Annotated in this window: 23 protein-coding genes; 5 read left to right on the top strand and 18 right to left on the bottom strand. The window is 71.5% G+C overall.

The features are described from left to right. The 3 genes from D9C15_RS11330 to D9C15_RS11320 are packed head-to-tail and all read left to right on the top strand — an operon-like array spanning nt 1 to nt 3,902. Nucleotides 1-1,068 carry an ABC transporter ATP-binding protein gene (locus D9C15_RS11330; RefSeq protein ID WP_127997549.1) on the top strand — a complete coding sequence of 356 codons (1,068 nt, stop codon included), beginning with the start codon at nt 1-3 and terminating at the stop codon, nt 1,066-1,068. 51 nt (nt 1,069-1,119) lie between these two features. Further along, complete coding sequence (locus D9C15_RS11325; RefSeq protein ID WP_127997548.1) at nt 1,120-2,577, top strand: TldD/PmbA family protein; 1,458 nt, start codon at nt 1,120-1,122, stop codon at nt 2,575-2,577. Next, nucleotides 2,574-3,902, top strand: a complete 1,329-nt coding sequence (locus D9C15_RS11320; RefSeq protein WP_127997547.1) for a metallopeptidase TldD-related protein — start codon at nt 2,574-2,576, stop codon at nt 3,900-3,902. The genes D9C15_RS11325 and D9C15_RS11320 overlap by 4 nt, the downstream gene beginning before the upstream one ends. On the opposite strand, the gene D9C15_RS11315 is transcribed toward D9C15_RS11320, so the two are convergent. From D9C15_RS11315 to D9C15_RS11275, 9 genes are all read right to left on the bottom strand, one after another. Continuing rightward, the gene (locus D9C15_RS11315) at nt 3,892-4,353 is read right to left on the bottom strand and encodes a cytochrome c-type biogenesis protein (RefSeq protein ID WP_127997546.1); all 462 of its coding nucleotides are present in this window, start codon (nt 4,351-4,353) and stop codon (nt 3,892-3,894) included. The two genes, D9C15_RS11320 and D9C15_RS11315, sit on opposite strands and share 11 nt — an antisense overlap. Next, entirely contained in the window at nt 4,346-4,876 is a 531-nt protein-coding gene (locus tag D9C15_RS11310; RefSeq protein WP_127997545.1) for a DsbE family thiol:disulfide interchange protein, read from the bottom strand. Before D9C15_RS11310 ends, D9C15_RS11315 begins: the two co-directional genes overlap by 8 nt. Next, a complete protein-coding gene (locus D9C15_RS11305; RefSeq protein ID WP_127997544.1) occupies nt 4,873-6,843 on the bottom strand; it encodes a heme lyase CcmF/NrfE family subunit in 1,971 nt (656 codons plus the stop codon). The genes D9C15_RS11310 and D9C15_RS11305 overlap by 4 nt, the downstream gene beginning before the upstream one ends. Beyond that, nucleotides 6,840-7,298 carry a cytochrome c maturation protein CcmE gene (ccmE, locus tag D9C15_RS11300; RefSeq protein ID WP_127997543.1) on the bottom strand — a complete coding sequence of 153 codons (459 nt, stop codon included), beginning with the start codon at nt 7,296-7,298 and terminating at the stop codon, nt 6,840-6,842. Before ccmE ends, D9C15_RS11305 begins: the two co-directional genes overlap by 4 nt. Before the next feature lie 4 nt (nt 7,299-7,302). Then, on the bottom strand, nt 7,303-7,467 hold the full coding sequence (ccmD, locus tag D9C15_RS11295) for a heme exporter protein CcmD (RefSeq protein ID WP_127997542.1): 165 nt from the start codon (nt 7,465-7,467) through the stop codon (nt 7,303-7,305). Continuing rightward, nucleotides 7,464-8,219, bottom strand: coding sequence for a heme ABC transporter permease CcmC (ccmC, locus tag D9C15_RS11290; RefSeq protein ID WP_127997541.1), 756 nt, complete (start codon nt 8,217-8,219; stop codon nt 7,464-7,466). Before ccmC ends, ccmD begins: the two co-directional genes overlap by 4 nt. Before the next feature lie 7 nt (nt 8,220-8,226). After that, nucleotides 8,227-8,895 (bottom strand): heme exporter protein CcmB, encoded by a 669-nt coding sequence (gene ccmB, locus D9C15_RS11285; RefSeq protein WP_127997540.1) that lies wholly within the window; start codon nt 8,893-8,895, stop codon nt 8,227-8,229. Further along, nucleotides 8,892-9,542 carry a cytochrome c biogenesis heme-transporting ATPase CcmA gene (ccmA, locus tag D9C15_RS11280; protein ID WP_240668369.1) on the bottom strand — a complete coding sequence of 217 codons (651 nt, stop codon included), beginning with the start codon at nt 9,540-9,542 and terminating at the stop codon, nt 8,892-8,894. Before ccmA ends, ccmB begins: the two co-directional genes overlap by 4 nt. A 151-nt stretch (nt 9,543-9,693) precedes the next feature. Then, nucleotides 9,694-10,416, bottom strand: a complete 723-nt coding sequence (locus tag D9C15_RS11275; RefSeq protein ID WP_127997538.1) for a glutathione S-transferase family protein — start codon at nt 10,414-10,416, stop codon at nt 9,694-9,696. A gap of 106 nt (nt 10,417-10,522) precedes the next feature. Between D9C15_RS11275 and D9C15_RS11270 the strand changes: the two genes are divergently transcribed. Continuing rightward, nucleotides 10,523-11,737, top strand: a complete 1,215-nt coding sequence (locus D9C15_RS11270) for a polyhydroxyalkanoate depolymerase (protein WP_127997537.1) — start codon at nt 10,523-10,525, stop codon at nt 11,735-11,737. A gap of 1 nt (nt 11,738) precedes the next feature. On the opposite strand, the gene D9C15_RS11265 is transcribed toward D9C15_RS11270, so the two are convergent. Genes D9C15_RS11265 through D9C15_RS11250 form a run of 4 tightly spaced genes read right to left on the bottom strand, consistent with a single transcriptional unit; the run spans nt 11,739 to nt 15,083 of the window. Then, nucleotides 11,739-12,758 (bottom strand): TRAP transporter substrate-binding protein, encoded by a 1,020-nt coding sequence (locus D9C15_RS11265; protein WP_127997536.1) that lies wholly within the window; start codon nt 12,756-12,758, stop codon nt 11,739-11,741. 23 nt (nt 12,759-12,781) lie between these two features. Then, the gene (locus D9C15_RS11260; RefSeq protein WP_127997535.1) at nt 12,782-14,074 is read right to left on the bottom strand and encodes a TRAP transporter large permease; all 1,293 of its coding nucleotides are present in this window, start codon (nt 14,072-14,074) and stop codon (nt 12,782-12,784) included. Nucleotides 14,075-14,079: 5 nt separating this feature from the next. Further along, nucleotides 14,080-14,580, bottom strand: coding sequence for a TRAP transporter small permease subunit (locus D9C15_RS11255; protein ID WP_127997534.1), 501 nt, complete (start codon nt 14,578-14,580; stop codon nt 14,080-14,082). Continuing rightward, nucleotides 14,577-15,083, bottom strand: a complete 507-nt coding sequence (locus D9C15_RS11250; RefSeq protein WP_240668368.1) for a gluconokinase — start codon at nt 15,081-15,083, stop codon at nt 14,577-14,579. The genes D9C15_RS11255 and D9C15_RS11250 overlap by 4 nt, the downstream gene beginning before the upstream one ends. Before the next feature lie 161 nt (nt 15,084-15,244). On the opposite strand from D9C15_RS11250, the gene gntR reads away from it, so the two are divergent. Further along, nucleotides 15,245-16,267: an HTH-type transcriptional regulator GntR gene (gene gntR, locus D9C15_RS11245; RefSeq protein WP_127997533.1), complete on the top strand. Its 1,023-nt coding sequence runs from the start codon at nt 15,245-15,247 to the stop codon at nt 16,265-16,267. Nucleotides 16,268-16,280: 13 nt separating this feature from the next. On the opposite strand, the gene D9C15_RS11240 is transcribed toward gntR, so the two are convergent. The 5 genes from D9C15_RS11240 to D9C15_RS11220 form a co-directional block, all read right to left on the bottom strand. Beyond that, a complete protein-coding gene (locus D9C15_RS11240; protein ID WP_127997532.1) occupies nt 16,281-17,063 on the bottom strand; it encodes a hypothetical protein in 783 nt (260 codons plus the stop codon). 37 nt (nt 17,064-17,100) lie between these two features. After that, on the bottom strand, nt 17,101-17,571 hold the full coding sequence (locus D9C15_RS33730) for a hypothetical protein (protein ID WP_205854776.1): 471 nt from the start codon (nt 17,569-17,571) through the stop codon (nt 17,101-17,103). A 152-nt stretch (nt 17,572-17,723) separates the two neighbouring features. Continuing rightward, nucleotides 17,724-20,822, bottom strand: coding sequence for an efflux RND transporter permease subunit (locus D9C15_RS11230; protein WP_127997531.1), 3,099 nt, complete (start codon nt 20,820-20,822; stop codon nt 17,724-17,726). Nucleotides 20,823-20,832: 10 nt separating this feature from the next. Beyond that, nucleotides 20,833-21,984 carry an efflux RND transporter periplasmic adaptor subunit gene (locus tag D9C15_RS11225; RefSeq protein WP_127997530.1) on the bottom strand — a complete coding sequence of 384 codons (1,152 nt, stop codon included), beginning with the start codon at nt 21,982-21,984 and terminating at the stop codon, nt 20,833-20,835. 180 nt (nt 21,985-22,164) lie between these two features. Beyond that, nucleotides 22,165-24,159 carry a methyl-accepting chemotaxis protein gene (locus tag D9C15_RS11220; RefSeq protein WP_240668367.1) on the bottom strand — a complete coding sequence of 665 codons (1,995 nt, stop codon included), beginning with the start codon at nt 24,157-24,159 and terminating at the stop codon, nt 22,165-22,167. Nucleotides 24,160-24,285: the final 126 nt, after the last annotated feature.

The following is a 24,285-nucleotide window of genomic DNA, read 5'->3' as shown; positions in this document are numbered from 1 at the left end:
ATGGGCGCACTTTCCATCCGCAACGTGCGGCGCAGCTTCGGCAGCGTCGACATCCTCAAGGGCATCGACATCGAGGTCGAGGCGGGCGACTTCCTGATCCTGGTCGGCCCCTCGGGCTGCGGCAAGAGCACCTTGCTGAACATCATCGCCGGGCTCGACAAGCCGACCTCCGGCCAGGTGCACATCGGCGGGCGTGACGTCACGCACGCGCTGCCCAAGGACCGCGACATCGCGATGGTGTTCCAGAGCTACGCGCTCTACCCGAACATGAACGTGGCGCAGAACATCGCCTTCGGCCTGGAGATGCGCAATGTGCCCAAGGCCGAGCGCGAGGCGGCCATCGCGCGGGTCTCGAAGATGCTGCAGATCGAGCACCTGCTGGACCGCAAGCCGGGGCAGCTCTCCGGCGGCCAGCGCCAGCGCGTCGCGATGGGCCGGGCGCTGGCGCGCGACCCGACGCTGTTCCTGTTCGACGAACCGCTGTCCAACCTCGACGCCAAGCTGCGCGTCGAGATGCGCGCCGAGATCAAGCACCTGCACAACAAGGCGCAGGTGACCACGGTCTACGTGACGCACGACCAGATCGAGGCCATGACGCTGGGCGACCACATCGCGGTGATGAAGGGCGGCGTGATCGAGCAGCTCGGCTCGCCCGACGACATCTACAGCCGCCCGGCGACCCGCTTCGTGGCCGAGTTCATCGGCTCCCCGGCGATGAACATCGTGACCGGCCAGCGCGCGGCCAACGGCTTCGCCTCGCACGGCATCGAGCTCGCGCTGACCGACGAGCAGCGCGGCATCGTCGGCAGCGCTCACGCGGACGGCATCCTCTACGGACTGCGGCCCGAGGCGGTGTCCTTCGCCGACCAGGGCCTGCCCGGCACCATCAGCCTGGTCGAGCCCACGGGCCCGGAGACCTACGTGCTGGTGGACACGCCGATGGGCAAGATGATGGCGCGCGTGCCCGGCAAGGTGCACCAGCAGGTGGGCGAGACGGTGCACCTGCAGTGGCAGGCGCGGGATGCCCACGTCTTCGACGCGAGGACCGAGCGCCGCATCGTGGCCTGAGCGGCGTCGCGCTTACACTGGGGCGCATCGAAGCAGTACGCGCCCCGGACGATGTTCGACCAGCTCGAGACCCTCACCGCCCGCGTGGCCCCCGACGTCGAGCGCTGGTCGCTGCGCGCGGTGCGGGAGCGGACCGAACAACTGATCGTCCGCCAGGACGTGCCCGAGGCGCCGCAGCGCGGCCTGGACGAAGGCGTGATGGTCAGCGTGGCGCATGCCGGCGGCCTCGGCCACGCGGCCACCGCCGACCTGAGCGAGGCCGGCCTGGCGCAGGCCTTCGAGCGGGCGCGGCGGCTGGCGCAGGCGGCGGCCGGGCACATGGTGTTCGACCCGGCCGAGCTGCCCGCGGTGCGTTCGCGCGGCGGCTATGCCGGCCGCGTCGAGCGCCCGGTCGCTTCGCTGCCGCTGCGCGAGCGGCTGGAGGTCGTGCGCGCGGCCTGCGCGGCGATCCGCACCGACTCCCGCATCGTCGACTGGGAGGCCACGCTCGGCTCGGGCGAGACCGAGCAGCTGCTGATCACCAGCGACGGCGCGCGCAACGAGCAGCGCTGGAGCCAGACCATCCCGCACCTCCAGGCCACCGCGCATGTCGACGGCGTGACCCAGACCCGCTCGTCGGCCGGCCAGTACAACGGCTGGTGCCAGCAGGGCGGGCTGGAGGTGCTCGAGCGCGCCGCCTTCGCCAGCGACGGCCCGCGCGTGGCCGCCGACGCGCTGGCGCTGGCGATGGCGCCGCAATGCCCGAGCGGCACGATGGACGTGCTGCTGATGCCCGACCAGATGATGCTGCAGATCCACGAGTCGATCGGCCACCCGCTCGAGCTCGACCGCATCCTCGGCGACGAGCGCAACTTCGCCGGCACCAGCTTCGTCACGCTCGACATGTTCGGCCACTACGCCTACGGCAGCGAGCTGCTGAACGTGAGCTACGACCCGTCGCGGCCCGAGCAGCTGGCCAGCTTCGGCTTCGACGACGAGGGCGAGCCGGCACGCCGCGAGCTGCTGATCGAACGCGGCATCCTGAAGCGGCCGCTGGGCGGCGCGGTCTCGCTGGCGCGCGCGCGGCGCATCCGGCCGGATCTGCAGGGCGTGGCCACCGCGCGCTCGAGCGGCTGGAACCGCGCGCCGATCGACCGCATGAGCAACCTGAACATCGAGCCGGGCCGCTCCTCGCTCGACGAGATGATCGCGAGCATCGAGCTGGGCGTGATGATGCGCACCAACCTCTCGTGGAGCATCGACGACTCGCGCAACAAGTTCCAGTTCGGCTGCGAATGGGGCCGCGTGATCCGCGACGGCCGGCTCGCCGAGGTGGTGCGCAACCCGAACTACCGCGGCATCAGCGCGACCTTCTGGCGCTCGCTCGCGATGGTGGGCGACGAATCCACCTTCGAGGTGATGGGCACGCCGTTCTGCGGCAAGGGCGAACCCTCGCAGACGCTGCGCGTGGGCCACGCGGCGCCGGCCTGCAAGTTCTCCGGCGTCGCCGTGTTCGGAGGCGAGGAATGATCGGGCGAGCCGAGTTCGAGGCGCTCGCCGATGCGGTGTGCCACACCACCGGCGGCCTCGACCGCTGCCTGCTGCTGCTGCACGCCGAGGCCTCCAGCTTCATCCGTTTCAACGGTGCCCAGGTGCGCCAGGCCACCGGCGTCGAGCAGGCGCACGCCACCGTGACCGTCGTACGCGGACGGCGCCGCGTCGAGGCGCGGGTGACGCTGTCGGGCCGGCCGGCACACGACCTCGCGCTGCTGCAGCGCGAGCGCGCGCTGGCCGTGGCGGCGCTCGACGACGTGGCCGACGACCCGCACCTGCTGCTGCCCGACGCGCCGGCGCGCAGCGAGCGCATCGACCCTGGCCGCCTGCCGGAGGCCGGCGAGGTGGTGCGGCGCGTCGTCGAAGCCGCCGCCGGGCTGGACTTCGTCGGCTTCTACGCCGGCGGGCCGATGCTGCGCGCCTTTGCCGACAGCCTGGGCTCGCGCCACTGGCACCAGGTCGAGTCCTTCCACTTCGACTGGTGCCTGGTGCAGTCGGCCGACAAGGCGGTCAAGAGCTTCTACGCCGGCACGCGCTGGGACGGCGACGAGTTCGCCCGCCGCGTCGCGGCCGGCGCGGCGCAGCTGCCGCTGCTCGCGCTGCCGCCGCGCCGCCTGGAGCCCGGCGCCTACCGCAGCTGGTTCGCACCGGCCGCGATGGCCGAGCTGCTGGGCACGGTCGCCTGGGCCGGCCTGGGCGCACGGGGGCGCCGCACCGGCACCTCCAGCCTGATGCGGCTGGCGCACCGCGACGCGGTGCTGAGCCCGGAGTTCTCGCTCGACGAGAACCTGGCCGAGGGGCTGGCGCCGGCCTTCACCGCGGAGGGCTTCGTGCGGCCGCCGCGGGTCAGCCTGGTCGAACGCGGCCTGGCGACGGACACGCTGAACAGCGCCCGCTCGGCGCAGGAGTACGGCCTGCCGGCCAACGGCGCGAATGCCAACGAGACGCCCGAGGCGCTGGCGCTGGCGCCGGGCCGGCTGAACGTGTCAGACCCGCTGGCCACGCTCGGCACCGGCCTGTACGTGAGCAACCTCTGGTACCTGAACTACTCGGACCGCCTCGCCTGCCGCATGACCGGCCTGACACGCTTCGCCTGCCTGTGGGTGGAAGACGGCCGGCCGGTGGCGCCGGTGACGGTGATGCGCTTCGACGACTCGTTCCTGCGCATGTTCGGCGAGGGCCTGCTCGGGCTGGGTGACCAGGCCGAGCTGATTCCCGAAAGCGGCACCTACAACGAACGCCAGCTGATGTCGATCAGCACCCCCGGCGCCCTGGTCGAGGGCTGGCGCCTCACCCTTTGACCTGGGGCTCGGCGTCAGCCTCGTCCAGGTCGGGCTCGAAGGCCTCCGGCGGCAGCTTGCTGCGACGGCGCAGCACGAGGATCAGCACCGCGAGGCCCCCGACCAGCAGCAGCGCCGGGCCGAACCAGAGCAGCCAGGTGGTCGACTTCATCGGTGGGCGGTAGAGCACGAAGTCGCCGTAGCGCTCGGTCATGAAGGCGATGATCTGCGGGTCGGTCTTGCCCTGGCGGATCATCTCGCGCACCTGCTGGCGCAGGTCCTGGGCCAGGTCGGCATGCGAGTCGGCGATCGTCTGGTTCTGGCAGACCAGGCAGCGCAGCTCGGCCGAGATGCGCAGCACGCGCGCCTCGAGCACGGGGTCCTCGGCCGCCGGCGCGGCCTCCTTGGACAGCGCCGCGAGCGGCAGCAGCCACAGCAGCACCAGCGCCGCAAGCCCCTTCCAGCTACGCATTGAGTTCCTTCACCAGCGGTTCGATCTTGTCGCGCAGCACGTCCGGGTTGAGCGGCCCGATGTGCTTGAAGCGGATGATGCCCTGCTTGTCGACCACGAAGGTCTCCGGCACGCCGTAGACGCCGTAGTCGATGCCCACGCGCCCGTCGGCGTCGAACAGCGAGGCCTCGTACGGGTCGCCGAGCTGGCGCAGGAAGCCCAGGCCGGCGTTGCGCTGGTCCTTGTAGTTCAGGCCGTAGACCGGCGCGAGCTTCTTCTTCGCGAAGGCCACCACCAGCGGATGCTCCTCGCGGCACGGCGCGCACCACGAGGCCCAGACATTGAGCACCCAGACCTTGCCGAGCAGGTCGTCGCGGCGGATCTTCTGCTCGGGCTGGTCGAGCCGCGTCAGCTCGAAGGCCGGCGCGGGCTTGCCGATCAGCGGCGAGGGCACCTCGCGCGGGTCGAGCTTCAGGCCGACGCCGAGGAAACCCACCAGCACGACGAAGATGCCGAGCGGGATCAGGAACTTCAGGACCTTCAAGCCTGCGCCCCCGCGGAGGCCGCCACGCCCTGCCCCGCCTTCACCTTGGCGCGGTAGCGCCGGTCGCTGGCCGCCAGCAGGCCGCCGAGCGCCATCAGGAAACAGCCGCCCCAGATCCAGTCGACGAAGGGCTTGACGTAGATGCGCACGATCCAGGCGCCGGCGTTGCCCACCGCCTCGCCGAGCGAGACGTACAGGTCGCGCGTCAGGCCGGCGTCGATGTCGGCCTCGGTCATCGGGTTCTGCTGCACGCGGTAGACACGCTTCTCCGGCTTCATGTCGAGCAGCTTGCGGCCGTTGCGGCTGACCTCCACCAGGCCCTGCGCGGCAACGTAGTTCGGCCCCTCGACCTCGCGCACGCCGCGGAAGGTGAAGGTGTAGCCGCGCACCTCGGTGGTGTCGCCGTTGTCCATCTTCACGTCGCGCTCGACCTCGTGGCCGCGCACCATGGTCACGCCGATGATGAAGGCCGCCACGCCCAGGTGCGCCACCATCATGCCCAGCAGCGCGCGCGGCAGCAGCTTCAGGCGCTCGAGCGGGTGGCCGCCGCGCAGGCGCTCCAGCAGGTCGGTGGCCACCGAGGCGATGATCCAGAACGCCAGCGCCAGGCCGAGCGTGGCCAGCAGGCCGATCTCGCCGGTGGCCCACTCGACGCCGATGGCCGCGACGATGGCCACGCCGAGCGCCCAGCGCAGGCGTGTCCACAGGTCGGGCAGCTCAGCCTGCTTCCAGCGCGCCAGCGGGCCCACGCCCATCATGAACACCAGCGGCGCCATCAGCGGCACGAACACGGTGTCGAAGTACGGCGGGCCGACCGAGATCTTGCCCAGCCCGAGCGCGTCGAGCACCAGCGGGTAGAGCGTGCCCAGCAGCACCGCGCCCATCGCGGCGACCAGCAGCACGTTGTTGACCAGCAGCATGGTCTCGCGCGAGAGCAGCGCGAAGCGCGCGCCCAGGCCGACCTTGGGCGCCCGCCAGGCGTACAGCGCCAGCGAGCTGCCGATCACGATGACGAGGAAGCCGAGGATGAACAGGCCGCGCTTCGGGTCGGTGGCGAAGGCGTGCACCGAGCTCAGCACGCCCGAGCGGACCAGGAAGGTGCCCAGCAGCGAGAGCGAGAAGGCCATGATGGCCAGCAGCACCGTCCAGTTCTTGAAGCTGCCGCGTTTCTCGGTGACGGCCAGCGAGTGGATCAGCGCGGTGCCCACCAGCCAGGGCATGAAGGAGGCGTTCTCGACCGGATCCCAGAACCACCAGCCGCCCCAGCCGAGTTCGTAATAGGCCCACCAGCTGCCCAGCGCGATGCCGATGGTCAGGAAGATCCAGGCCGAGGTGGTCCAGGGGCGGCTCCAGCGCGCCCAGGTGGCGTCGAGGTTGCCGCCGATCAGCGCGGCCACCGCAAACGCGAACGCCACCGAGAAGCCGACGTAGCCCATGTAGAGCATCGGCGGGTGGATCACCATGCCCGGGTCCTGCAGCAGCGGGTTCAGGTCGCGCCCGTCGGGTGCGGCGGGGAAGAGCCGGTCGAACGGGTTCGAGGTGAGCAGCATGAAGAGCAGGAAGCCCGCGCTGACCAGCCCCATCACCGAGAGGATGCGCGCGATCACCGGCAGCGGCAGGTGGCGCGAGAAGCGCGCCACCGCGAGCTGCCAGACCGCCAGCATCGCCACCCACAGCAGCAGCGAGCCCTCGTGGCCGCCCCACACCGCGGCGATGCGGTAGGCCAGCGGCAGCGCCGAGTTGGAGTTCTGGGCCACGTAGAGCACCGAGAAGTCGTTGTTGACGAACGCGGCGGTGAGCGCCGCGAACGCGGCGGCGATGAGCAGGAACAGCACCAGCGTGAGCGGGCGCGACAGGACCATCCAGTCGGCGCGTCCCTTCTGCGCGCCGGCCAGCGGCAGCGTGCCCTGCAGCAGGGCGACACCCAGCGCCAGCCAGAGCGCGAGGTGGCCCAGCTCGGGGATCATGGCTGCGCTCCGACCACGCTCTTGCCGACCTTCTCGTTGGTCTGCTGGGCGCGCTTGACGGCCTCGGCGGCCTCCGGCGGCATGTAGTTCTCGTCGTGCTTGGCGAGCACCTCGCGGGCGACGAACACCCCGCCCTGCAGCTGGCCCTGGGCGACCACGCCCTTGCCCTCCTTGAACAGGTCCGGCAGGATGCCTTCGTAGACCACCGGCACGGTCTTGGCGGTGTCGGTGACGACGAAGCTCACCTTCACGCCGTCGCGCTTGACGCTGCCCTCCTCCACCATGCCGCCGAGGCGGAAGGTGCGCCCGACCGGCGCCTCGTTGGAGGCGATCTGCGAGGGCGAGAAGAAGAACACCAGGTTGCTCTGGAAGGCGTTGAGCACCAGCGTGGCGATGGCCGCGACGGCGACGACGACACCACCGGCAATGGCCAGGCGCTTGTGACGGGGTTTCATTCGGTCATTCCTCTTCGGATTCAGCCGCCTCGCGGCGGGCCTGTGCGTGACGCCGGCGCGCCAGAAGCGGCTCGGCCAGCATCAGCGCGGCACATACAGCGTACGAGCCCCAGACATAGAGCCCGTAACCACCCATTGCGAAGAACTCGCTCGCACTGCCCCAGTTCATGCGGTCGCTTCCTGTCTACGCACCAGGTCACCGACCCATTCCGTGTGGCGTTCGCGTTCCAGCACGATGGCCCGGGTGCGCATGAACACCACCGCGAAGGCATAGGCCCAGAACGCGAAGGTCATCAGCAGCATCGCCGTCAGCATGGTGTGCGCCATCTTCGGTGCGGCGGTCATGCTGATCGTCGCCCCCTGGTGCAGCGTGTTCCACCACTTCACCGAGAAGTAGATGATGGGCACGTTCACCGCGCCGACGATGGCCAGCAGGGCACCGGCCTGGTCGGCCCGGCGCGTGTCGTCGATCGCGTTGACCAGGGCCATGAAGCCCAGATACAGGAACAGCAGGATGAGTTCCGAGGTCAGGCGTGCATCCCACACCCACCAGGTGCCCCAGGTCGGCTTGCCCCACAGCGCGCCGGTCCACAGCGCCAGGAAGGTGAACAGCGCGCCGGTCGGCGCGATCGCGCGCGCCACCATCGAGGCCAGCCGGGCGTTGAAGGCCCAGCCGATGGCGGCCCAGAAGGCCATCACGAGGTACAGCAGCATCGACATCCAGGCCGCCGGCACGTGGATGAAGATGATCCGGTACGAGTCGCCCTGGGTCGCGTCGGTCGGCGCGACGAAGAAGCCGATGTAGAGCCCGGCGATCGACAGGCCGATGCAGGCCAGCCAGAGCCATGGCAAGAGCGCCCCGGTGAGGCCGTAGAAGCGCACCGGCGAGGCGAAGGTGAACAGGCGCAGGCGCGATTCCATCAGGCCCTCACTCCGTGGCGATGCGCAGTGCCGCGCCGGTGGCCAGCGGGGCGAGCAGGATGCTGCCGATCAGCAGTGCGCCCAGCAGCGAGAACTGGCCGCGCGCCGACAGGCCGGCCTCGGCCGCCGCCACGGCGCCGGTGCCGAAGATCAGCGCCGGGATGCACAGCGGCAGGATCAGCAGGATCAGCAGCACGCTGCCGCTGCGCAGGCCGAGCGTCAGCGCCGCCCCCAGCCCGCCGAGCAGGCTGAGGATGGGCGTGCCCAGCAGCAGCGTCAGCACGAGCGACAGGTTGGCCGGCGCCGACAGGTCGAACATCAGCCCGAACAGCGGCGCCGCCGCCACCAGCGGCAGCCCGGTGACGACCCAGTGCGCGAGCGCCTTGGCCGCGGCGATAGCCCAGCCCGATTCGCCCGACAGCAGCATCTGCTCGAGCGAACCGTCGGCATGGTCGGCGCCGTACAGCGAGGTCAGCGAGAGCATGGCCGCCAGCAGCGCGCAGACCCACACCACGCCCGGGGCGATCAGCTTGAGCGTCTGCGGCTCCGGGCCGATGCCCAGCGGGAACAGGCTGACCGCGACCAGGAAGAACGCGATCGGCAGCAGCGCCTCGACGCGCCGCCGCGCGGCCAGCCGCAGGTCGCGCGCGACGATGGCCAGGAACACCGGGCTCATCGGGCGGCGACGGCATCGAGTTGCAGGATCTCGGGCGCAGGTTCATTCACGGACAGGTCGATGTGGCTGGTCAGCACCGCGGCGCCGCCGGCCAGGGCATGCGCCGCGAGCGTGCGGTCGAGCATGCGGCTGCCGTCGGCATCCAGCGCGTCATACGGTTCGTCGAGGATCCACAGCGGCGCTGACGGTTCCAGGTGCAAACGCGCGAGCGCGATGCGCCGGCGCTGTCCCTGCGACAGGGTGCGCACCGCCGCATGGCGCCGGCTGTGCATGCCCACCGCGCGCAGCGCCTCGGTGCAGGACGACGCGTCGCCGGCGTGGCCGTGCAGCCGGGCGAGGAACTGCAGGGATTCGAGCGACGACAAGTCTTCCTTCAGCGCGTTGGCATGCGCCAGGTAGCAGGTGGCGCGGGCGTAGGCGGCGCGCTGCTCGCGCACCGGGCGGCCCTGCCAGTGGAGCTCGCCCCCGGCCGGCGTGGACAGGCCGGCCAAGAGGCGCAGCAGGCTGGTCTTGCCGCTGCCGTTCGGGCCACGCAGCCAGACGATCCGCCCGCTGGCCAGCGTGAAGTTCAGGCCGCGGAACAGCAGCCGGTCGCCGCGGCGGCAGGCGAGATCGCGCGCGGCGAGGTCGGTCGGGGCGAGCGGCACGGGTGGAGGGCGAAAACGGTGCAAAGGCGCAAGCTTACGGCATGCGCCTTGGCCTTCCCTTAGCGCCGGTCAAGCGCGCCCGCGCCACCGCGGCACCCGAACGGGGCACCGGCGGGCACCGCCACGAGGCGGGGCCGCACCGGCCGCCGCGTCAGAATTCCATGTCGAGCTCTTCGATCTCGTCGGGCTCGGCCTTGGCGGCGGCGATCCACTCCTTCATCTCCGGCATCGCCATGATGGTGCGGCAGTACTCGGCGCAGTCGGCAGGCAGCTTGACGTCGTAGGTGAGGAAGCGGGTGACGACCGGCGCGTACATCGCGTCGGCCATGGTGCGCTGGGCGCCGAACAGGTAGGGCCCGCCGTAGCGGGCCAGGCAGTCGCTCCAGATCTCGAGGATGCGGTCGATGTCGGGACGGGCGCCGGCCCAGATGCGAAAGCCGGGCCGGTGCGCCTTGAGGTTCATCGGCAGTGCCGAACGCAGGTTGGCGAAGCCGGAGTTCATCTCGCCGCTGATCGAGCGGCAATGCGCGCGCGCGATGCGGTCGGCCGGCATCAGCCCGGCGTCGGGGCAGATCTCGTTCAGGTACTGGGCGATGGCCAGCGTGTTCCACACCTTCGCGCCCTCGTGCGTCAGGCAGGGCACGCGGATCGACGGCGCGAGCAGCAGCAGTTCCCTGCGCGCGTCGGCGTCGTCGGGCGGCACCATCACCTCGTCGAACTCGAGGCCGGCGAACTTCGCCATCAGCCAGCCGCGCAGCGACCAGGACGAGTAGTTCTTGCTCGACAGCGTCAACGTCGCCCGCGCCGCGGGGGCGGCCACCGCCTTCTTGCGGGCCGGGGCCCTGGCTCGGCTGGGGGCGGTAGTGGCAGGCATGTCGGTCTCCGGGATGTCCGGCCTGCAGCGCTGCAATCCACATGCCACGCCGGCTTGGCGCGCAAGTTGCTGACGCCCGCCTGCCACCATGCCCGGAGACCGCTTCATGTACCACGCGTACCAGGCCCACAGCGACTGGATGTGGCCGGTGCGCACGCTGGCCCGCAGCGCGGTACCGATGCTGCTGGACCCGACGCTCGGCCTGGGCGGCCATCCGCCGCAGCGCCAGCTGGCGGCGGCCTGCGAGGTGCTGCGCCTGGCCGAGATCACCCACACGCGGCCGGACTGGGGCCTCCGCGAGGTGAGCGTCGGCGGTGCGCCGGTGCCGGTGGTCGAGCAGGTGGTGCAGCGCACGCCCTTCGCCACCCTGCTGCGCTTCGCCAAGCCGGGCGTGGCGGCGCAGCCCCGGGTACTGGTGGCCGCACCGATGTCGGGGCATTTCGCGACGCTGCTGCGCGACACCGTGCGCACGCTGCTGCCCGAACACGACGTGTACGTCACCGACTGGCACAACGCGCGCGACGTGCCGCTGTCGGACGGGCGCTTCGGGCTGGCCGAATACACGCAGCACCTGATCGACTTCCTGGCCGCGCTCGGCCCGGGCGCCCACCTGATGGCGATCTGCCAGCCCTGCGTGGCGGCGCTGGCGGCCACGGCGCTGATGGCCGAGGACGACCACCCTGCCGCGCCGGCCAGCCTGACGCTGATGGCCGGCCCGATCGACTGCCGCATCGGCCCGACGGCCGTCAACCAGCTCGCCACCAGCAAGCCGATCGAGTGGTTCGAGCGCCACCTGGTCAGCCGCGTGCCGTGGCGCTTCCGCGGTGCCGGACGGCGCGTCTACCCGGGCTTCGTGCAGCTCACCGCGTTCATGAGCATGAACCGGGAACGGCACCTCCATGCCTTCCGCGACTACTACGTCCACCTGGTCGAGCAGGACCACGAGAAGGCGCAGGTGACCCGCGACTTCTACGAGGAGTACATGGCGGTGGCCGACCTCCCGGCCGAGTTCTACCTCGAGACCGTGCAGCAGGTGTTCCAGGAGTACCGGCTGCCGCGCGGCGAACTGGTGCTGGCCGGCCGGCGCGTCGACCCGGCGGCGATCCGCCGCACCGCACTCGTCACCATCGAGGGCGAGCGCGACGACATCTGCTCGACCGGCCAGACCCTCGCCGCGCAGGACCTGTGCACCTCACTGCGCCCCTACCTGCGCACCCACTACGTTCAGCCCGGCGTGGGCCACTACGGCGTGTTCAGCGGGCGGCGCTGGCAGAACCAGATCTACCCGCTGATCCGCAACGTGATCCAGCTCAGCCAGTAAGTCACTTCGCCCCGCGCAGCTTGGCCAGCGCGGCCTGGGTCTCGTTCCACAGGTCCATGCCCACGCTCGCGCCGATCGAGGCGTTCACCTTGGTCAGCTTGTCGCGCATGCGCGCAGCTTCGGAGGCCGGCAGTTCGTTGATCTGCATGCCCTTGCCCTTCAGCTCGGCCAGCGCCTTGGCCGCTTCCTCGCGCGTGTCCTTGCGCTCGAAGTCGCGGCTCGCCTTGGCGGCATCCAGCAGGATCTTCTGCTCGTCCTTCGACAGGCCGTCCCACCACTTCTTGCTGACCATCACGATCCACGGGCTGTAGACGTGGTTGGTCACGCTCAGGTACTTCTGCACCTCGAAGAACTTGCTCGAGAGGATGGTGTTGTACGGGTTCTCCTGGCCGTCCACGGTCTTGGTCTCGAGCGCGCTGAAGAGCTCGGAGAACGGCAGCGGCACGGCGTTCGCGCCCAGGGTCTTGAAGCTGTCGAGGTAGACGTTGTTCTGCATCACGCGCAGCTTGATGCCGTCCAGGTCTTCCAGCTTGTTCACCGGGCGCTTGCTGTTGGTGAGGTTGCGGAAGCCGTTCTCCCAGTAGACCAGGCCCACGAGGCCCTTCTCCGGCAGCTTGTCCATCACCTTCTGGCCGATCGGGCCGTCGAGGATGGTGTCGGCCTCCTTCGCGTTGTTGAACAGGAACGGTGTGTCCCACAGCGCCATCTCCTTGGTGATGCCCACCAGCGTGGCGGTCGAGCCGACCATCATCTCCTGCGCCCCGCCGATCAGCGCCTGCTGCATCTGCACGTCCGGGCCGAGCGCGGCGGCGCCGATGGCACGCACGCGCATCTTGCCGCCCGAGGCCTTCTCCACCTGCTCGGCGAAGAACTTGACGGCGCGGCCCTGGTTGCTCTGCTCGTTCAGGCCGTAGCCGAAGCGGATCAGGCGCGGCTTGATGTCCTGCGCGAAGGCGGCAAAGGGGGCCAGCAGCGCGGCAGCGGCCGCGGCGGCGACGAGGGAGCGACGAACGAAGGTCATGGTTGTCTCCGAGGGATGAAGGTTCAGCGCATCCACGCGACCGGCGCGGTGACGAGCTGCGGGAAGATCACGAACAGCACCAGGATCAGCGTGTAGGTGACGAGGAAGGGGTTCACGCCGCGGATCACCTGCGCCAGCGACAGGCGGCCGACGCCGGCGACGACGTTCAGCACCGTGCCCACCGGCGGCGTGATCAGGCCGATGGCGCCGTTGAGCACGAACATCAGGCCGAAGTACACCGGGTCGATGCCGGCCTTGACGGCGATGGGCAGCATCACCGGCGCGAAGATCAGGATGGTCGGCGTCAGGTCCAGCGCCGTGCCGATCAGCACCAGCACCACCATCATCACCGCCATCAGCAGGCGCGGGTGCTCCACCAGGGGGCCGAGCCAGCCGGTCAGCGTGGCCGGCAGGTCGGCCAGCGTGATCATGTAGCTCGCCACGGCCGCGCCGGCGCACAGGAACATCACGATCGCGGTGGTCTTGGCCGCGCGCACCAGCACCGGGCCGAGCTCGGCGAACTTCATCTCGCGGTGCACGAACAGCGCGATGGTCAGCGCGTAGAAGGCCGCCACCACCGCCGCCTCGGTCGGCGTGAAGACGCCGGTCTTCATGCCGCCGATGATGATGACGGGCATCAGCAGCGCCCAGAAGGCCTTGGCCGTGGCGCGCAGTCGGGCCGCCAGCGGCACCGGTTCGCCCTCGGGCAGATCGATGCGGCGCAGCACCAGCTTCCAGGCGATGATCAGCCCGGCACCCATGATCAGCCCGGGCACGATGCCGGAGACGAACAGCGCCGAGATCGAGGTGTTGGTCGTGACGCCGTAGATCACGAAGGGCATCGACGGCGGGATGATCGGCGCGATGATGCCGCCCGAGGCGAGCAGGCCGGCCGAGGTGGCCATCGGGTAGCCCTGCTGGCGCATCATCGGCAGCAGGATGGTGGCCAGCGCCGCGGTGTCGGCCAGCGCCGAGCCGCTCATGCTGGCCATCAGCACCGCCGCGCCGATGGCCACGAAGCCGAGCCCGCCGCGGATGTGGCCGACCCAGGCCTGCGCCATGTCGATGATGCGGCGGCTGATGCCGCCCGAGTTCATCAGCTCGCCGGCCAGGATGAAGAACGGCACCGCGAGCAGCGGGAAGCTGTCCACACCGGCCACCAGGTTCTGCGCCAGCAGCTGGGTGTCCCAGAAGCCGAGCACGTAGGCCATGCCGGCACCGGTGAGCACGAGGGCGAGCGCCATGTTCATGCCGATGCCCATGAGCACCAGCATGCCGGCGGAGAAGACGACGAACGCGAGTCCTTCAGGAGACATGTCGGTCACTCCACGTCATGCGCGTGCCCGAGGTCGAGCGGTTCGCGCCGGATGAGTTCGACCAGCGCCATCACGCCGATCGCGGAACAGGCCAGCAGCGCCGGCAGCGGCAGCAAGGCGGTCGGGTAGCCGAGCACCACCGAGTGGCTGCCGAGGCCCACGATCACCTGCTGCCAGGCGCCCCAGCCCACCAGCACGCAGGCCAGGATGACCAGCAGCCGGATCAGCGCGGTCATCGCCGCCAGCGCCGCGGGGCGGGTCTTCAGCAGCCCGACCAGGCTGGTGAAGGCCATGTGCTCGCCGGCCGGGTAGGCGGCGGTGGCGCCGAGGAACACCATCCAGACGAACAGCAGGCGCGACAGCTCCTCGCTGGCCGGGATGCCGCTGCCGAAGCCGTAGCGCAGCACCACGTTGACGAACACCGCCAGCGCCATCACGCCCAGGCAGGCGGCCATGGCGGCATGGGTGAAGCGCTGGAAGCGGCCGGAGGCCAGGGGCAGGTTCATCGCGCGTCCTCCTGTTGCAGCCAGGCGGCCGTGGCCGCGCACAGCACGTCGAGCGGCTGCAGCGCGTCCAGGCGCAGCACGCCGGGCTCGCCGACCGGCGATTCGAGCGTCGCGAACTGGCTGTCCACCAGGCTCGCGGAGAAGAAGTGCGAGGCCGCGCGCGCCGCCACGCGCTGCAGCGCGGCCGCGCGGTCGAGCTCGAGGAAGGCGAAGCGCAGTCCGGGCTCGGCGCTGCGCAGTCGGTCCCGGTAGGCGCGCTTGAGCGCCGAGCAAGTCAGCACCAGGCCGGCCGGGTGGGCGCGCAGCTGGCCGCCCAGCGTGTCGAGCCAGCCGGCACGGTCGGCATCGGTCAGTGCGATGCCGCGGCTCATCTTGTCGCGGCTGGCCGGGCTGTGGAAGTCGTCACCCTCCACCAGCGGCAGGCCCAGGGCCCGGGCCAGCGCGGCGCCGAGGCTGGACTTGCCGCAGCCCGCCACGCCCATGATCACGATCGCCTGTTTCATTGGACAGCGCTATCCGGTTGAGGTAAAGAATTGACGGAGAACCGCCCGCCCACCGCACCTGTGCACCTCGCGGTGCGTCTGCGCTACAGTCGAGTTGTTGTCCGTCTTTGGATAGCGCTATCCTAGTCGACAGCCCGCCGAACCTGATCCGTACTTACCCTATGCCACCGCCACCCCGTCATCGCGCCACCGGCCGCGTCACCCTGGCCGACGTGGCCCAGGCCGCCGGCGTCAGCCCGATCACCGTGTCGCGCGCGCTGCGTGGCGAACGCGCGGTCGACCCGGAGCTGGTGGCGCGTGTACAGGCCGCGGCCCAGCGGCTCGGCTACGTGCCCGACCCGGCCGCCCGCGCCCTCGCCTCGCGCCACAGCACGCATGTGGCACTGCTGATCCCGATGCTGTCCAACGCGTTGTTCGTCGACCTGATGGAGGCGGTGCAGCACACGCTGCGCCCGGCCGGCTACCAGACCCTGATCGGCGTGACCCACTACGACGCCGCCGAGGAGGAACAGCTGCTGCGCGAGCAGCTGCAGCACCGCCCGGCCGGCCTGCTGGTGACGGGCTTCGACCGCAGCGACGCCACCCGCGCGCTGATCGCCGGCAGCGGCGTGCCCTGCGTGCACCTGATGGAGACCTCCTCGGCCGCGGGCGTCTACAGCGTCGGCTTCTCGCAGGCCGACGCCGGCGCGGCGATGACGCGCCACCTGCTCGCGCGGGGCCGGCGCCGCATCGCCTTCGCCGCCGCACAGCTCGACCCGCGCACCATGCAGCGCCTGGAGGGCTGGCGCCGGGTGATGCGCGAGGCCGGGCTGTATGCGCCGACGCTCGAGTGGCTCAACCCGGCGCCCTCCTCGCTTGCACTCGGCGGCACCATGCTCGAGCAGATCGCCGGGCAGACGCCGGCGGTGGACGCGGTGTTCTTCTGCAACGACGACCTGGCCCAGGGCGCGCTGCTGGCGGCGCTGCGGCTGGGCATCCGGGTGCCCGAGCGCATCGCGGTGGCCGGCTTCAACGACCTGACCGGCAGCGACCAGATGCTGCCGCCGCTGACCACCGTGCGCACGCCGCGCGCCGAGGTCGGTGCGGCCGCGGCGCGCATGCTGCTCGCGCTGATGCGCGGCGAGCCGGTGCCGGCGCCGGTCGTCGACCTGGGCTACGAGCTGGTGCCGCGCGCCAGCACCTGAACGCCGCGGCCGATCAGAGACCGGGCTCGATCGGGTCGGGCACGGCCAGCGGCGCGGCGGGCGCAGCACGCGATTCGCGCAGCGCCCGGGCGTGTTCGGCGAGCAGGCCGGCGCCGGCCCGGCTCGCCTGCTCGAGCAGGGTTTGAACGTCGGCGTCGCCGGCCTCCGGATGCATGACGTAGGCATCCAGCGCGTCGATGCGGACCGCCTCGGAGGCATCGCCGGTCACCAGGCCACCCAGTTCGTGCAGGCTCGCCGCCAGCTCGCCCTGCCGCACGCGCTGCAGCGCCTGCAGGCGGCCGGCCTCGTCGGCGTCGTGCAGGCCACTCGCTGCGGCAGCCGCCAACACCGCGGCGGGCGCAGCAGCGATGGTCGGGGCCTGGCGGTCGGCGGCTGTCGGTGCCGGGCGCCGGAGCGGCTCGGCGACCGCCTGCAGCACCCCGGCCTTGCCGAGCGGGAACACCCAGGCCGCCTTCAGGCGTGCACGACCGGTGCCGTCGTCGCCGCCGTAGTGCAGCACCAGCTCGAAGCCGTTCAGCCAGCGCCGCAGACTGGCCTCGGGCGACGCCGCGTCCGGGCTGCCGGCCGGCGCCGGCATCGCGAGCAGGTCCGCCGCCACCGCATCGGCCATCACGAGCTGCACGCCTTGGCGCCGCGCCAGTTCCTCGACCGCGAGGCGCAGGTTCGGCAGCGCCGGCTGCATCGGCGCAGCGGCTTGCGCCGGCACCGGTTCGGCCTCCGGCGCGCGGGCCAGCCACAGGCCCGCCAGCAACGCGCCGGCGAGTGCAAGGGCCACCACGGGGCGATGGGCGCAGCGCACCGGCGGGCCTCGCTCAGGGCAGGGTCAGCTGCGACGCGCCGGTCCAGGAGATCGCCAGGCTCAGGTTGCCGCCCGAGAGCGACGCGTAGGTGGCGTCGGCGCCCTGGATCCAGCTGAAGCGGTTCGACGCGCCGCTCACGCTGCCGCGGAAGTTGCCCGGGCCGAAGTCGTGCGCGCCTTGCAGCGTGATGTTCTGCGGCGCGCTGCCCGCCGCGGTGGCGAAGAACAGCGTCAGGGTGGTCATCGCGGTGTTCAGCGGCGCCGTGGTGCCGCCGGTGGTGACGCGCCGGTGCAGCGCGTACTGCCCGACCTTGACGCCGCCCTTGAAGATGTCGCCGGCCTGGTGCTGCCACAGGCCCGCCGCGTCCGACACGTTGGTCAGCGTGGTGCGCGTCAGCGTCAGCACGGCCGAGCCGGCGCTGGCCAGCGGCGCGAAGAGCGAGATCGCCGAAGCGACGACGAGAGACTTGATTCCGATGCCCATGGTGTGGTCCTCTTTCCAGGTTGACGATCCGGGCCGTCACGCGGTCCCGAGGCGCCCCGCCCGGCCGCCTTGCGATGCCGGAAACGTCGAAGCACTCGGACGAGAGGTTAGGAATCGGACTCCAGCGCCGGCTCCCCAGGCCGGCAGCCGACTTAGGGAGCGATCTGGGGGATGGCGTGCGCAGCTGCCGCAGTGCGGTGCGGCCGGCCAGCCAGGTAGCTCCAGGCCACCGGCACCACCAGCAGCGTCAGCAGCGTCGAGGTCAGCACGCCGCCGATGATGGCGCGGCCCATCGGCGCCTGCAGCTCGCCGCCGTCGTTCAGCGCCAGCGCGAGCGGCAGCATGCCGAAGACCATCGCCGCGGTGGTCATCACGATCGGGCGCAGTCGGGTCTGGCCGGCCTGCAGCAGCGCCTCGGGCACGCTCGCGCCGGCACGCAGCGCGCGGTTGGCGAAGTCGACCAGCAGGATCGCGTTCTTCGTCACCAGGCCCATCAGCATCACCAGGCCGATCATCGAGAACACGTTCAGCGTGCTGCGCCAGGCCAGCAGCGCGAGCATCACGCCGATCAGCGCCAGCGGCAGCGAGGCCATGATGGCCAGCGGCTGCACGAAGCTGGCGAACTGGCTGGCCAGCACGATGTAGATGAAGATCACCGCCAGCAGCATCGCGCCGAGCATCGCGCCGAAGGCCTCCTGCTGCTCGCGCGTGGCGCCGCCCACGTCGAAGCGGTACCCGGGCGGCAGGGTCGTCGCCTTCACCAGCTTCTGCACGTCGGCGCCGACGTCGCCGGCCGGCCGTCCCTGCGCGCCGGCGAAGATCGCCTCGCGGCGCTGCAGGTCCTGGCGCCGGATCACCTCCGGGTTGCGCACCGGCACGATGTCGGCCACCGCGTCGAGCGGGATCGCGCTGCCGTCGCGCGCGAAGGCCACCGGCAGCTTGCCCATCTGCGCGACGCGCTCGCGCTGCGCCTCGGGCAGGCGCAGCATCACCTCGACCTGCTCGCCGTCGGGCGTGGTCCAGGTGGTGGCCGCCTCGCCGTTCACGTAGGTGCGCAGGCTCGCCGCCAGCTGCGGGGCAGTCAGGCCGAGCTCGCGCACCGCGTCGGGCTTCAATCGCACCGCGTAGGCCGGCAGGCCGGGTTTGACCGAAAGCTCCACGTCGGCGATGCCGGGAATCTGCTTCACCTTCTCGGCGAACTCGCTGGCGATGCGGGCCAGCCCGTCCGGGTCGCTGCCGAGGATCGCCACGTAGATCGGCCGGTCGAAGCCGACCGACACCTCGATGCCCGGGATGCCGGCGATCGCCGCGCGGATCGCATCCTCCACCTCCTTCTGCGAGCGCTGCCGCTCGCGCCGCGGCACCAGGGCGATGTTCAGCGTCGCCTGGCTGCGCCCGACCGCCAGCCCGGTGCCGCTGCCGCCCACGTTGGTGGAGACGCTCTTCACCTCGGGGAAGCCGGCGACGATCTGCTCCACCTGGCGCACCTTGGCGTCGCTGCGCGCCAGGCTCGAGCCCACCGTCATGCGGATCGCCAGCTGCGTGAAGCCCTGGTCGGCCTGCGGGATGAACTCGGTGCCCACCAGCGGCGCGAGCGCCAGCGCGCCGACGAAGCTGGCAAGCCCGCCGCCGAGCACGAGCAGCCGGTTGCGGTGGCGCGTGGCGAACACCCAGCGGATCAGCCGCGCGTAGCCGGCGTGCAGCGCGTCCATGGCGCGGTCGACGGCACGCAGCGGCGCGCCGAGCCACGGCCGCGTGCGCCATGCGGCGCCGGGCGGATCGCGCCAGACGCTCGAGAGCATCGGGTCGAGCGTGAAGCTGACGACGAGCGACACCAGCACCGCCACCGCCACGGTGATGCCGAAGGGCTGGAAGAAACGCCCCACGATGCCGCCCATGAAGGCCACCGGCACGAACACCGCGCAGATCGCGAAGGTGGTGGCGAGCACCGCCAGGCCGATCTCGTCGGTGCCGTCCTGCGCCGCCTGGCGGTGGCTCTTGCCCAGGCCGAGGTGGCGCACGATGTTCTCGCGCACCACGATCGCATCGTCGATCAGCAGCCCGATGCACAGCGACAGCGCCATCATCGTCATGAAGTTGAGCGTGTAGCCGAAGGCCTGCACGGCGATGAAGCTGGCGATCACCGAGATCGGCAGGGTCAGCCCGGTGATCACCGTGCTGCGCCAGGAATGCAGGAACAGGAACACGATCGCGACCGTCAGCAGCGCGCCCTCGATCAGCGTGTGCTGCAGGCCGGTCAGCGAGGCCTTCACGAAGTCGCTGTTGGCCTGCACGAGGTGCAGCTCGACGTCGGGCGGCAGGCCCTGGCGCAGCTCGTCGAGCGCCTCCTTGACCGCCTCGCCGGTGGCCACGGCGTTGGCGTCCTGCTGCTTGAAGACGTTGAAGTTCACCGCGCGCTGGCCGTTCAGGCGCGCCAGGCTGTCGGGCTCGCGTTCGCGCTCGACCAGCGTGCCCAGGTCGCCGAGCCGCAGCGGCAGGCCGTTGCGCTGCGCCACCACCAGCTCGGCGAAGCCGCGCGGGTCGGCCAGGCGGCCCTCGACCCGCAGCAGCGTGTCCTGCGCCGCGTCCGACAGCAGGCCGACCGGCTGGTCGGCATGCGCCTCGCGCAGCGCCGCGGCGAGCTGCGCCGGCGTGATGGCGTAGGCGCGCAGGCGCTCGGGCTCGAGGTCGATGCGCAGCTCGCGCCGGGCCAGGCCGGTGACTTCCACGCTGGCCACGCCCTGCACGCGCTGCAGCCGCCGCGCCACCACCTGCTCGGCCAGGATCGACAGTTCGCGTGCGCTGCGGGTCGGCGAGAGCAGCGCGCTGACCACCACCGGCTGGCTGTTGTCGTTGTCGTAGCGCGCCACACGCGGCGGCCGCACGTCGGTCGGGAAGGCGGCCTGCACCACCGCGATGCGGTCGCGCACCTCCTGCATCGCGCGGCCCATGTCGGCGTCGAGCGTGAACTCGACATTGGTCTGGCTGCGCCCCTCGAAGCTGCGCGAGCTGATGCGCTTGACGCCGGCGATGCTGTTCACCGACTCCTCGATCTTGCGCGTCAGCTCGCGCTCGACGGCCTCCGGCGAGGCCCCGGGCCAGGCGACCTCGACGAAGGCCACCGGCGGTGCCACGTCGGGCATCTGCTCCACGCCCAGGCGCGCGTACGAGAACAGGCCCAGCACGCACAGTGCCACCATGAGCATGGTCGCGAACACCGGGTTGGCGATCGCCACGCGGGTCATCCACATGGTCGGCTCCTCAACGGACCGCGGCCGACGCCGCCGCCGCGGCCAGCGCCGCCCCGCGCGACACGACAACCGCCCGGCGGCCCTCGCGCAGCCCGTCGAAGCGCAAGGCCAGCAGCTGCACGCCGGGCGCCAGGCCGGCGAGCACCTCGACACGACCGGACGCCTCGTCCTGCCGGCCCAGCGTGACGGCGCGGCGCCGCAGCACGCCCTGCTCGATCACCCACACCTGCGCCTGGCCGGCCTCGCTGGTCACGGCGCCGGCCGGCACCGTCAGGCGCGCCACCGGGTCGCCCAGGCTGACGCGGGCCACCGCGTACTGGCCGGCGCGCAGCTTCTCGCCCGGGTTGGGCACCGCCACGGTGACGCCGATGGCGCGCGTGCCCGGCTCGGCGGCCGGGGCGATGCGGTCGATGCGCCCGGCCACCGGCTCGGCTCGCCCCTCGACCTGCACCTGGACGGCCAGGCCGGGCTCGAGCAGTCCGACCTCGTGCGTACCGACGCTGCCGGCCAGCTCCAGCGTGGCCAGGTCGACGATGGTCAGCACCGGCTGCTCGGCCGCCAGCTTCTCGCCGGGCACGACATGCCGGCGCGCCACGACACCTGCGATCGGCGCCACCGGCGAGGCATCGCGCAGCCCGACACGGGCGGTGTCCAGCTGCGCCTGGGCGGCGTCGAGTGCGGCGCGGGCGGCGTCGAGCGCGGCGCGCGACGCGTCCAGCGCATTGGGCGAGATGAAGTTCTGGTCGGCCAGGCGCCGATTCGAGGCGTGGCTGCGCTCGGCCTGCAGCCAGTTGGCGCGTGCCGCCGCGACGCTGGCCTGGCGTTCGGCCACGCGGCCGTCGAGTTCGGCCAGGTCGAGTCGGGCGAGCGCCTGGCCGGCGCGAACCCGGTGGCCCTCGGCGACCGCCAGGCTCAACAGGGTGCCGGGTGCCCGCGCCTTGACGACCGCGCTCGACGGCGCGACCAGCGGTCCGGAAAAGGCCAGGCGCAGCGGCAGCGCGGCGGTCACCGGCTCCACCACCTCGAGCGTGGTGAACTCGAGCGCGGGTTCGGGCACGGGCGGCGCCTCGGTGCCGGCGCCGAACCCGGCCACCCGTGCCACGGCGACGGCCGCCGCCGCCACGCCCACTGCCCAGCCCCCCAGCCGTGCTGCCTTGTGCATGCCGCCCTCTCCTCGTGGTTGCCGCTCTCGTGGAGCGGCGCCACTCTAGGCAGCGGCGCAGGAAGGCGCAGCCCGGATGCGACAACCTGCGGGCAGGGGCGACAACCTGCGGGCAGGGGCGACAGACGGCGGCGCGGGCCGACCGGCTGCGGCCGGGTCAGCAGCCGCGCCCGGCCTGGATCAGGGACGTCTCGACGAGACCTGCGACCGGGACGGCGCGAGGCTGTCGGCGGGCAGCTGGAAGCGCGCCACTTCGCCGGCCAGCCGGACGGCCTGATCGCGCAGCGACGCGGCCGCCGCCGCCGTCTGCTCCACCAGCGCGGCGTTCTGCTGCGTCATCGCGTCGAGCTCGTGCACGGCCGCGGTGGTCTGCGACACGCCGAGCGACTGCTCGTTGGTGCCGGTGGAGATCGCCGCCAGCAGGCCGTTGACCTTCTGCGCGCTGGAGACGATCTCGGCGATCGTCGCCCCGGCGTCCCCGACGACCCGCGTACCGGTGTCGACCTGGCCGACGCTGGCGGTGATCAGGTCCTTGATTTCGCGTGCCGCGGCCGACGAGCGCTGCGCCAGCGCGCGCACCTCCGAGGCCACCACCGCGAAGCCGCGCCCGGCCTCGCCGGCACGCGCCGCCTCGACGGCCGCGTTGAGCGCCAGGATGTTGGTCTGGAAGGCGATGCCGTCGATCACGCCGATGATGTCGCCGATGCGGCTCGACGAGCCGTGGATGTCCTGCATGGTGGCCACCACGCTTCCGATGATCTGCCCGCCGCGCTCGGCCAGCGACGCGTTGGCCGCGGCGATCCGGGCTGCCTCGCCGGCGCTCTCGGCCGTGGTCTTGACGGTCGCGGTGATCTGCTCCATCGAGGAGGCGGACTCCTCCAGGTTCGCCGCGGTCAGCTCGGTGCGCGCCGACAGGTCCATCGATCCTTCGGAGATCTCGGTGCTGGAATGCACGATGTTGTCCGACGCGCCGCGCACCTGCGTCACGATCGCCCGCAGCGACGCCTGCATGTCCGACAGCGAGCCCATCAGGCGGGCCGCGTCATCGCGGCCCCAGGGGCGGGGTTGTGTCCTCAGGTCGCCCGCGGTCATCGCCTCCAGATGCTTCTGCACCTCGCGCAGGCCTCCCTGCGTGACGAGGAAGAAGCTGTGGAACAGGTAGGCGCCTGCCAGCACCGACAGCAGCACCACCACGAGTGTGAGGTTGCGGTGCGTCGCGAGCTGGTCGGCGCGCGCGGCCAGCAGCTTGTCGAGCTCGTCCAGCACCGCTTGCTGCAGCCGGCGCAGTTCCGCCACGGCGGCATCACCTGCGCGTTGCAGCTCGGCGGCCTGGCCGTTGCCCGCGGTGGCGAACTCATGCAGCGCATGCATGCGGCGGCGCACGTCGTCCCCGCTCAATTGCTCCTTCAGGGCCGGATGCAGCGAGTACACCTTGGCCATGCCGGCCTGGAAGCGCTCGTCGTTGTGGTCGCCCAACGCCTCGGAGCGGGCCATGCTCACCTCCGCCAGCGGCCCGCCCGTCTTGCCCTGGGCCTGCGCCACCGCGATGTCGCGCAGGCGCACGGTGGATTCGATCAGCTGCGGCAGCGAGCCGAACGCCGCATCCATCAGGTAGTAGGTGTCGAGGTCGGGGTCCAGCGTCAGGTTGGAGTTGTCGGCCACGTGGGTCAGCAGCGTCATCGTGGACGCGACCCGTTCGCCACCGGCTTCGTAGGACTCGCTCCAGTCCGACCCGACAGCCGGTTTCAGCGCCCGCAGCGCCTGAACCTCCGCGCTGGTCTGCAGCTGCTCGCCGAGGCGGCGATCGACCTCCTCGAGTGCCCGCAGCCGGGACTCGTAGGCGCTGGCGGCCGCAGCGTCACCCGGGTTGCCGCGCAGCTGCTGGGATGCCTCGACGATCCCCAGAGCGACGCGGGAGTACTCGACGCCGACCCGTTCCCGCGCCGTGAAGTCGATGTCGGCCGCCTTGTCGTGGAAGTAGCTCCAGCCCAGCACCACCGACGGCAGCAGCAGCACCAGCGCGATGATCAAGGCCTTGGCGCGGAACTGCAGGCGTCGGAACAAGCGCACGCCCGGCGCCCAGATGCCGTGATGCCGGAAGAATTCGATCAGCGGCGAGGCCGGCGCGGCACGGTCGGGCGCGCCGGCAGCGATAGGCAAGGGATGTGAGCTCATCGGCGGTTCTCGACCGGCACAGATCGGCCGGTCCCGAAGACTGGGATGGCCAGCTTATCGGCCGACCTCGCCCCGGAATTGAGGAGAAATGAGCCCAATCCCCGTCACTTATCGTGACGGAGATCA

This window comes from Piscinibacter defluvii (assembly GCF_004011805.1).
GTDB lineage: Bacteria > Pseudomonadota > Gammaproteobacteria > Burkholderiales > Burkholderiaceae_C > Piscinibacter > Piscinibacter defluvii.
The sequence above is the reverse complement of the archived record's forward strand: the minus strand, read 5'-3'. Positions and strand labels throughout refer to the sequence as shown.

What these genes read in the sequence shown, in the direction of transcription:
- D9C15_RS11330 (WP_127997549.1), top strand. Translation starts at nt 1, where the DNA reads ATGGGCGCACTTTCCATCCGCAACGTGCGGCGCAGCTTCGGCAGCGTC.
- D9C15_RS11325 (WP_127997548.1), top strand. Translation starts at nt 1,120, where the DNA reads ATGTTCGACCAGCTCGAGACCCTCACCGCCCGCGTGGCCCCCGACGTC.
- D9C15_RS11320 (WP_127997547.1), top strand. Translation starts at nt 2,574, where the DNA reads ATGATCGGGCGAGCCGAGTTCGAGGCGCTCGCCGATGCGGTGTGCCAC.
- D9C15_RS11315 (WP_127997546.1), bottom strand. Translation starts at nt 4,353, where the DNA reads ATGCGTAGCTGGAAGGGGCTTGCGGCGCTGGTGCTGCTGTGGCTGCTG.
- D9C15_RS11305 (WP_127997544.1), bottom strand. Translation starts at nt 6,843, where the DNA reads ATGATCCCCGAGCTGGGCCACCTCGCGCTCTGGCTGGCGCTGGGTGTC.
- ccmE (WP_127997543.1), bottom strand. Translation starts at nt 7,298, where the DNA reads ATGAAACCCCGTCACAAGCGCCTGGCCATTGCCGGTGGTGTCGTCGTC.
- ccmD (WP_127997542.1), bottom strand. Translation starts at nt 7,467, where the DNA reads ATGAACTGGGGCAGTGCGAGCGAGTTCTTCGCAATGGGTGGTTACGGG.
- ccmC (WP_127997541.1), bottom strand. Translation starts at nt 8,219, where the DNA reads ATGGAATCGCGCCTGCGCCTGTTCACCTTCGCCTCGCCGGTGCGCTTC.
- ccmB (WP_127997540.1), bottom strand. Translation starts at nt 8,895, where the DNA reads ATGAGCCCGGTGTTCCTGGCCATCGTCGCGCGCGACCTGCGGCTGGCC.
- D9C15_RS11275 (WP_127997538.1), bottom strand. Translation starts at nt 10,416, where the DNA reads ATGCCTGCCACTACCGCCCCCAGCCGAGCCAGGGCCCCGGCCCGCAAG.
- D9C15_RS11270 (WP_127997537.1), top strand. Translation starts at nt 10,523, where the DNA reads ATGTACCACGCGTACCAGGCCCACAGCGACTGGATGTGGCCGGTGCGC.
- D9C15_RS11265 (WP_127997536.1), bottom strand. Translation starts at nt 12,758, where the DNA reads ATGACCTTCGTTCGTCGCTCCCTCGTCGCCGCCGCGGCCGCTGCCGCG.
- D9C15_RS11260 (WP_127997535.1), bottom strand. Translation starts at nt 14,074, where the DNA reads ATGTCTCCTGAAGGACTCGCGTTCGTCGTCTTCTCCGCCGGCATGCTG.
- D9C15_RS11255 (WP_127997534.1), bottom strand. Translation starts at nt 14,580, where the DNA reads ATGAACCTGCCCCTGGCCTCCGGCCGCTTCCAGCGCTTCACCCATGCC.
- D9C15_RS11250 (WP_240668368.1), bottom strand. Translation starts at nt 15,083, where the DNA reads ATGAAACAGGCGATCGTGATCATGGGCGTGGCGGGCTGCGGCAAGTCC.
- gntR (WP_127997533.1), top strand. Translation starts at nt 15,245, where the DNA reads ATGCCACCGCCACCCCGTCATCGCGCCACCGGCCGCGTCACCCTGGCC.
- D9C15_RS33730 (WP_205854776.1), bottom strand. Translation starts at nt 17,571, where the DNA reads ATGGGCATCGGAATCAAGTCTCTCGTCGTCGCTTCGGCGATCTCGCTC.
- D9C15_RS11230 (WP_127997531.1), bottom strand. Translation starts at nt 20,822, where the DNA reads ATGTGGATGACCCGCGTGGCGATCGCCAACCCGGTGTTCGCGACCATG.
- D9C15_RS11225 (WP_127997530.1), bottom strand. Translation starts at nt 21,984, where the DNA reads ATGCACAAGGCAGCACGGCTGGGGGGCTGGGCAGTGGGCGTGGCGGCG.
- D9C15_RS11220 (WP_240668367.1), bottom strand. Translation starts at nt 24,159, where the DNA reads ATGAGCTCACATCCCTTGCCTATCGCTGCCGGCGCGCCCGACCGTGCC.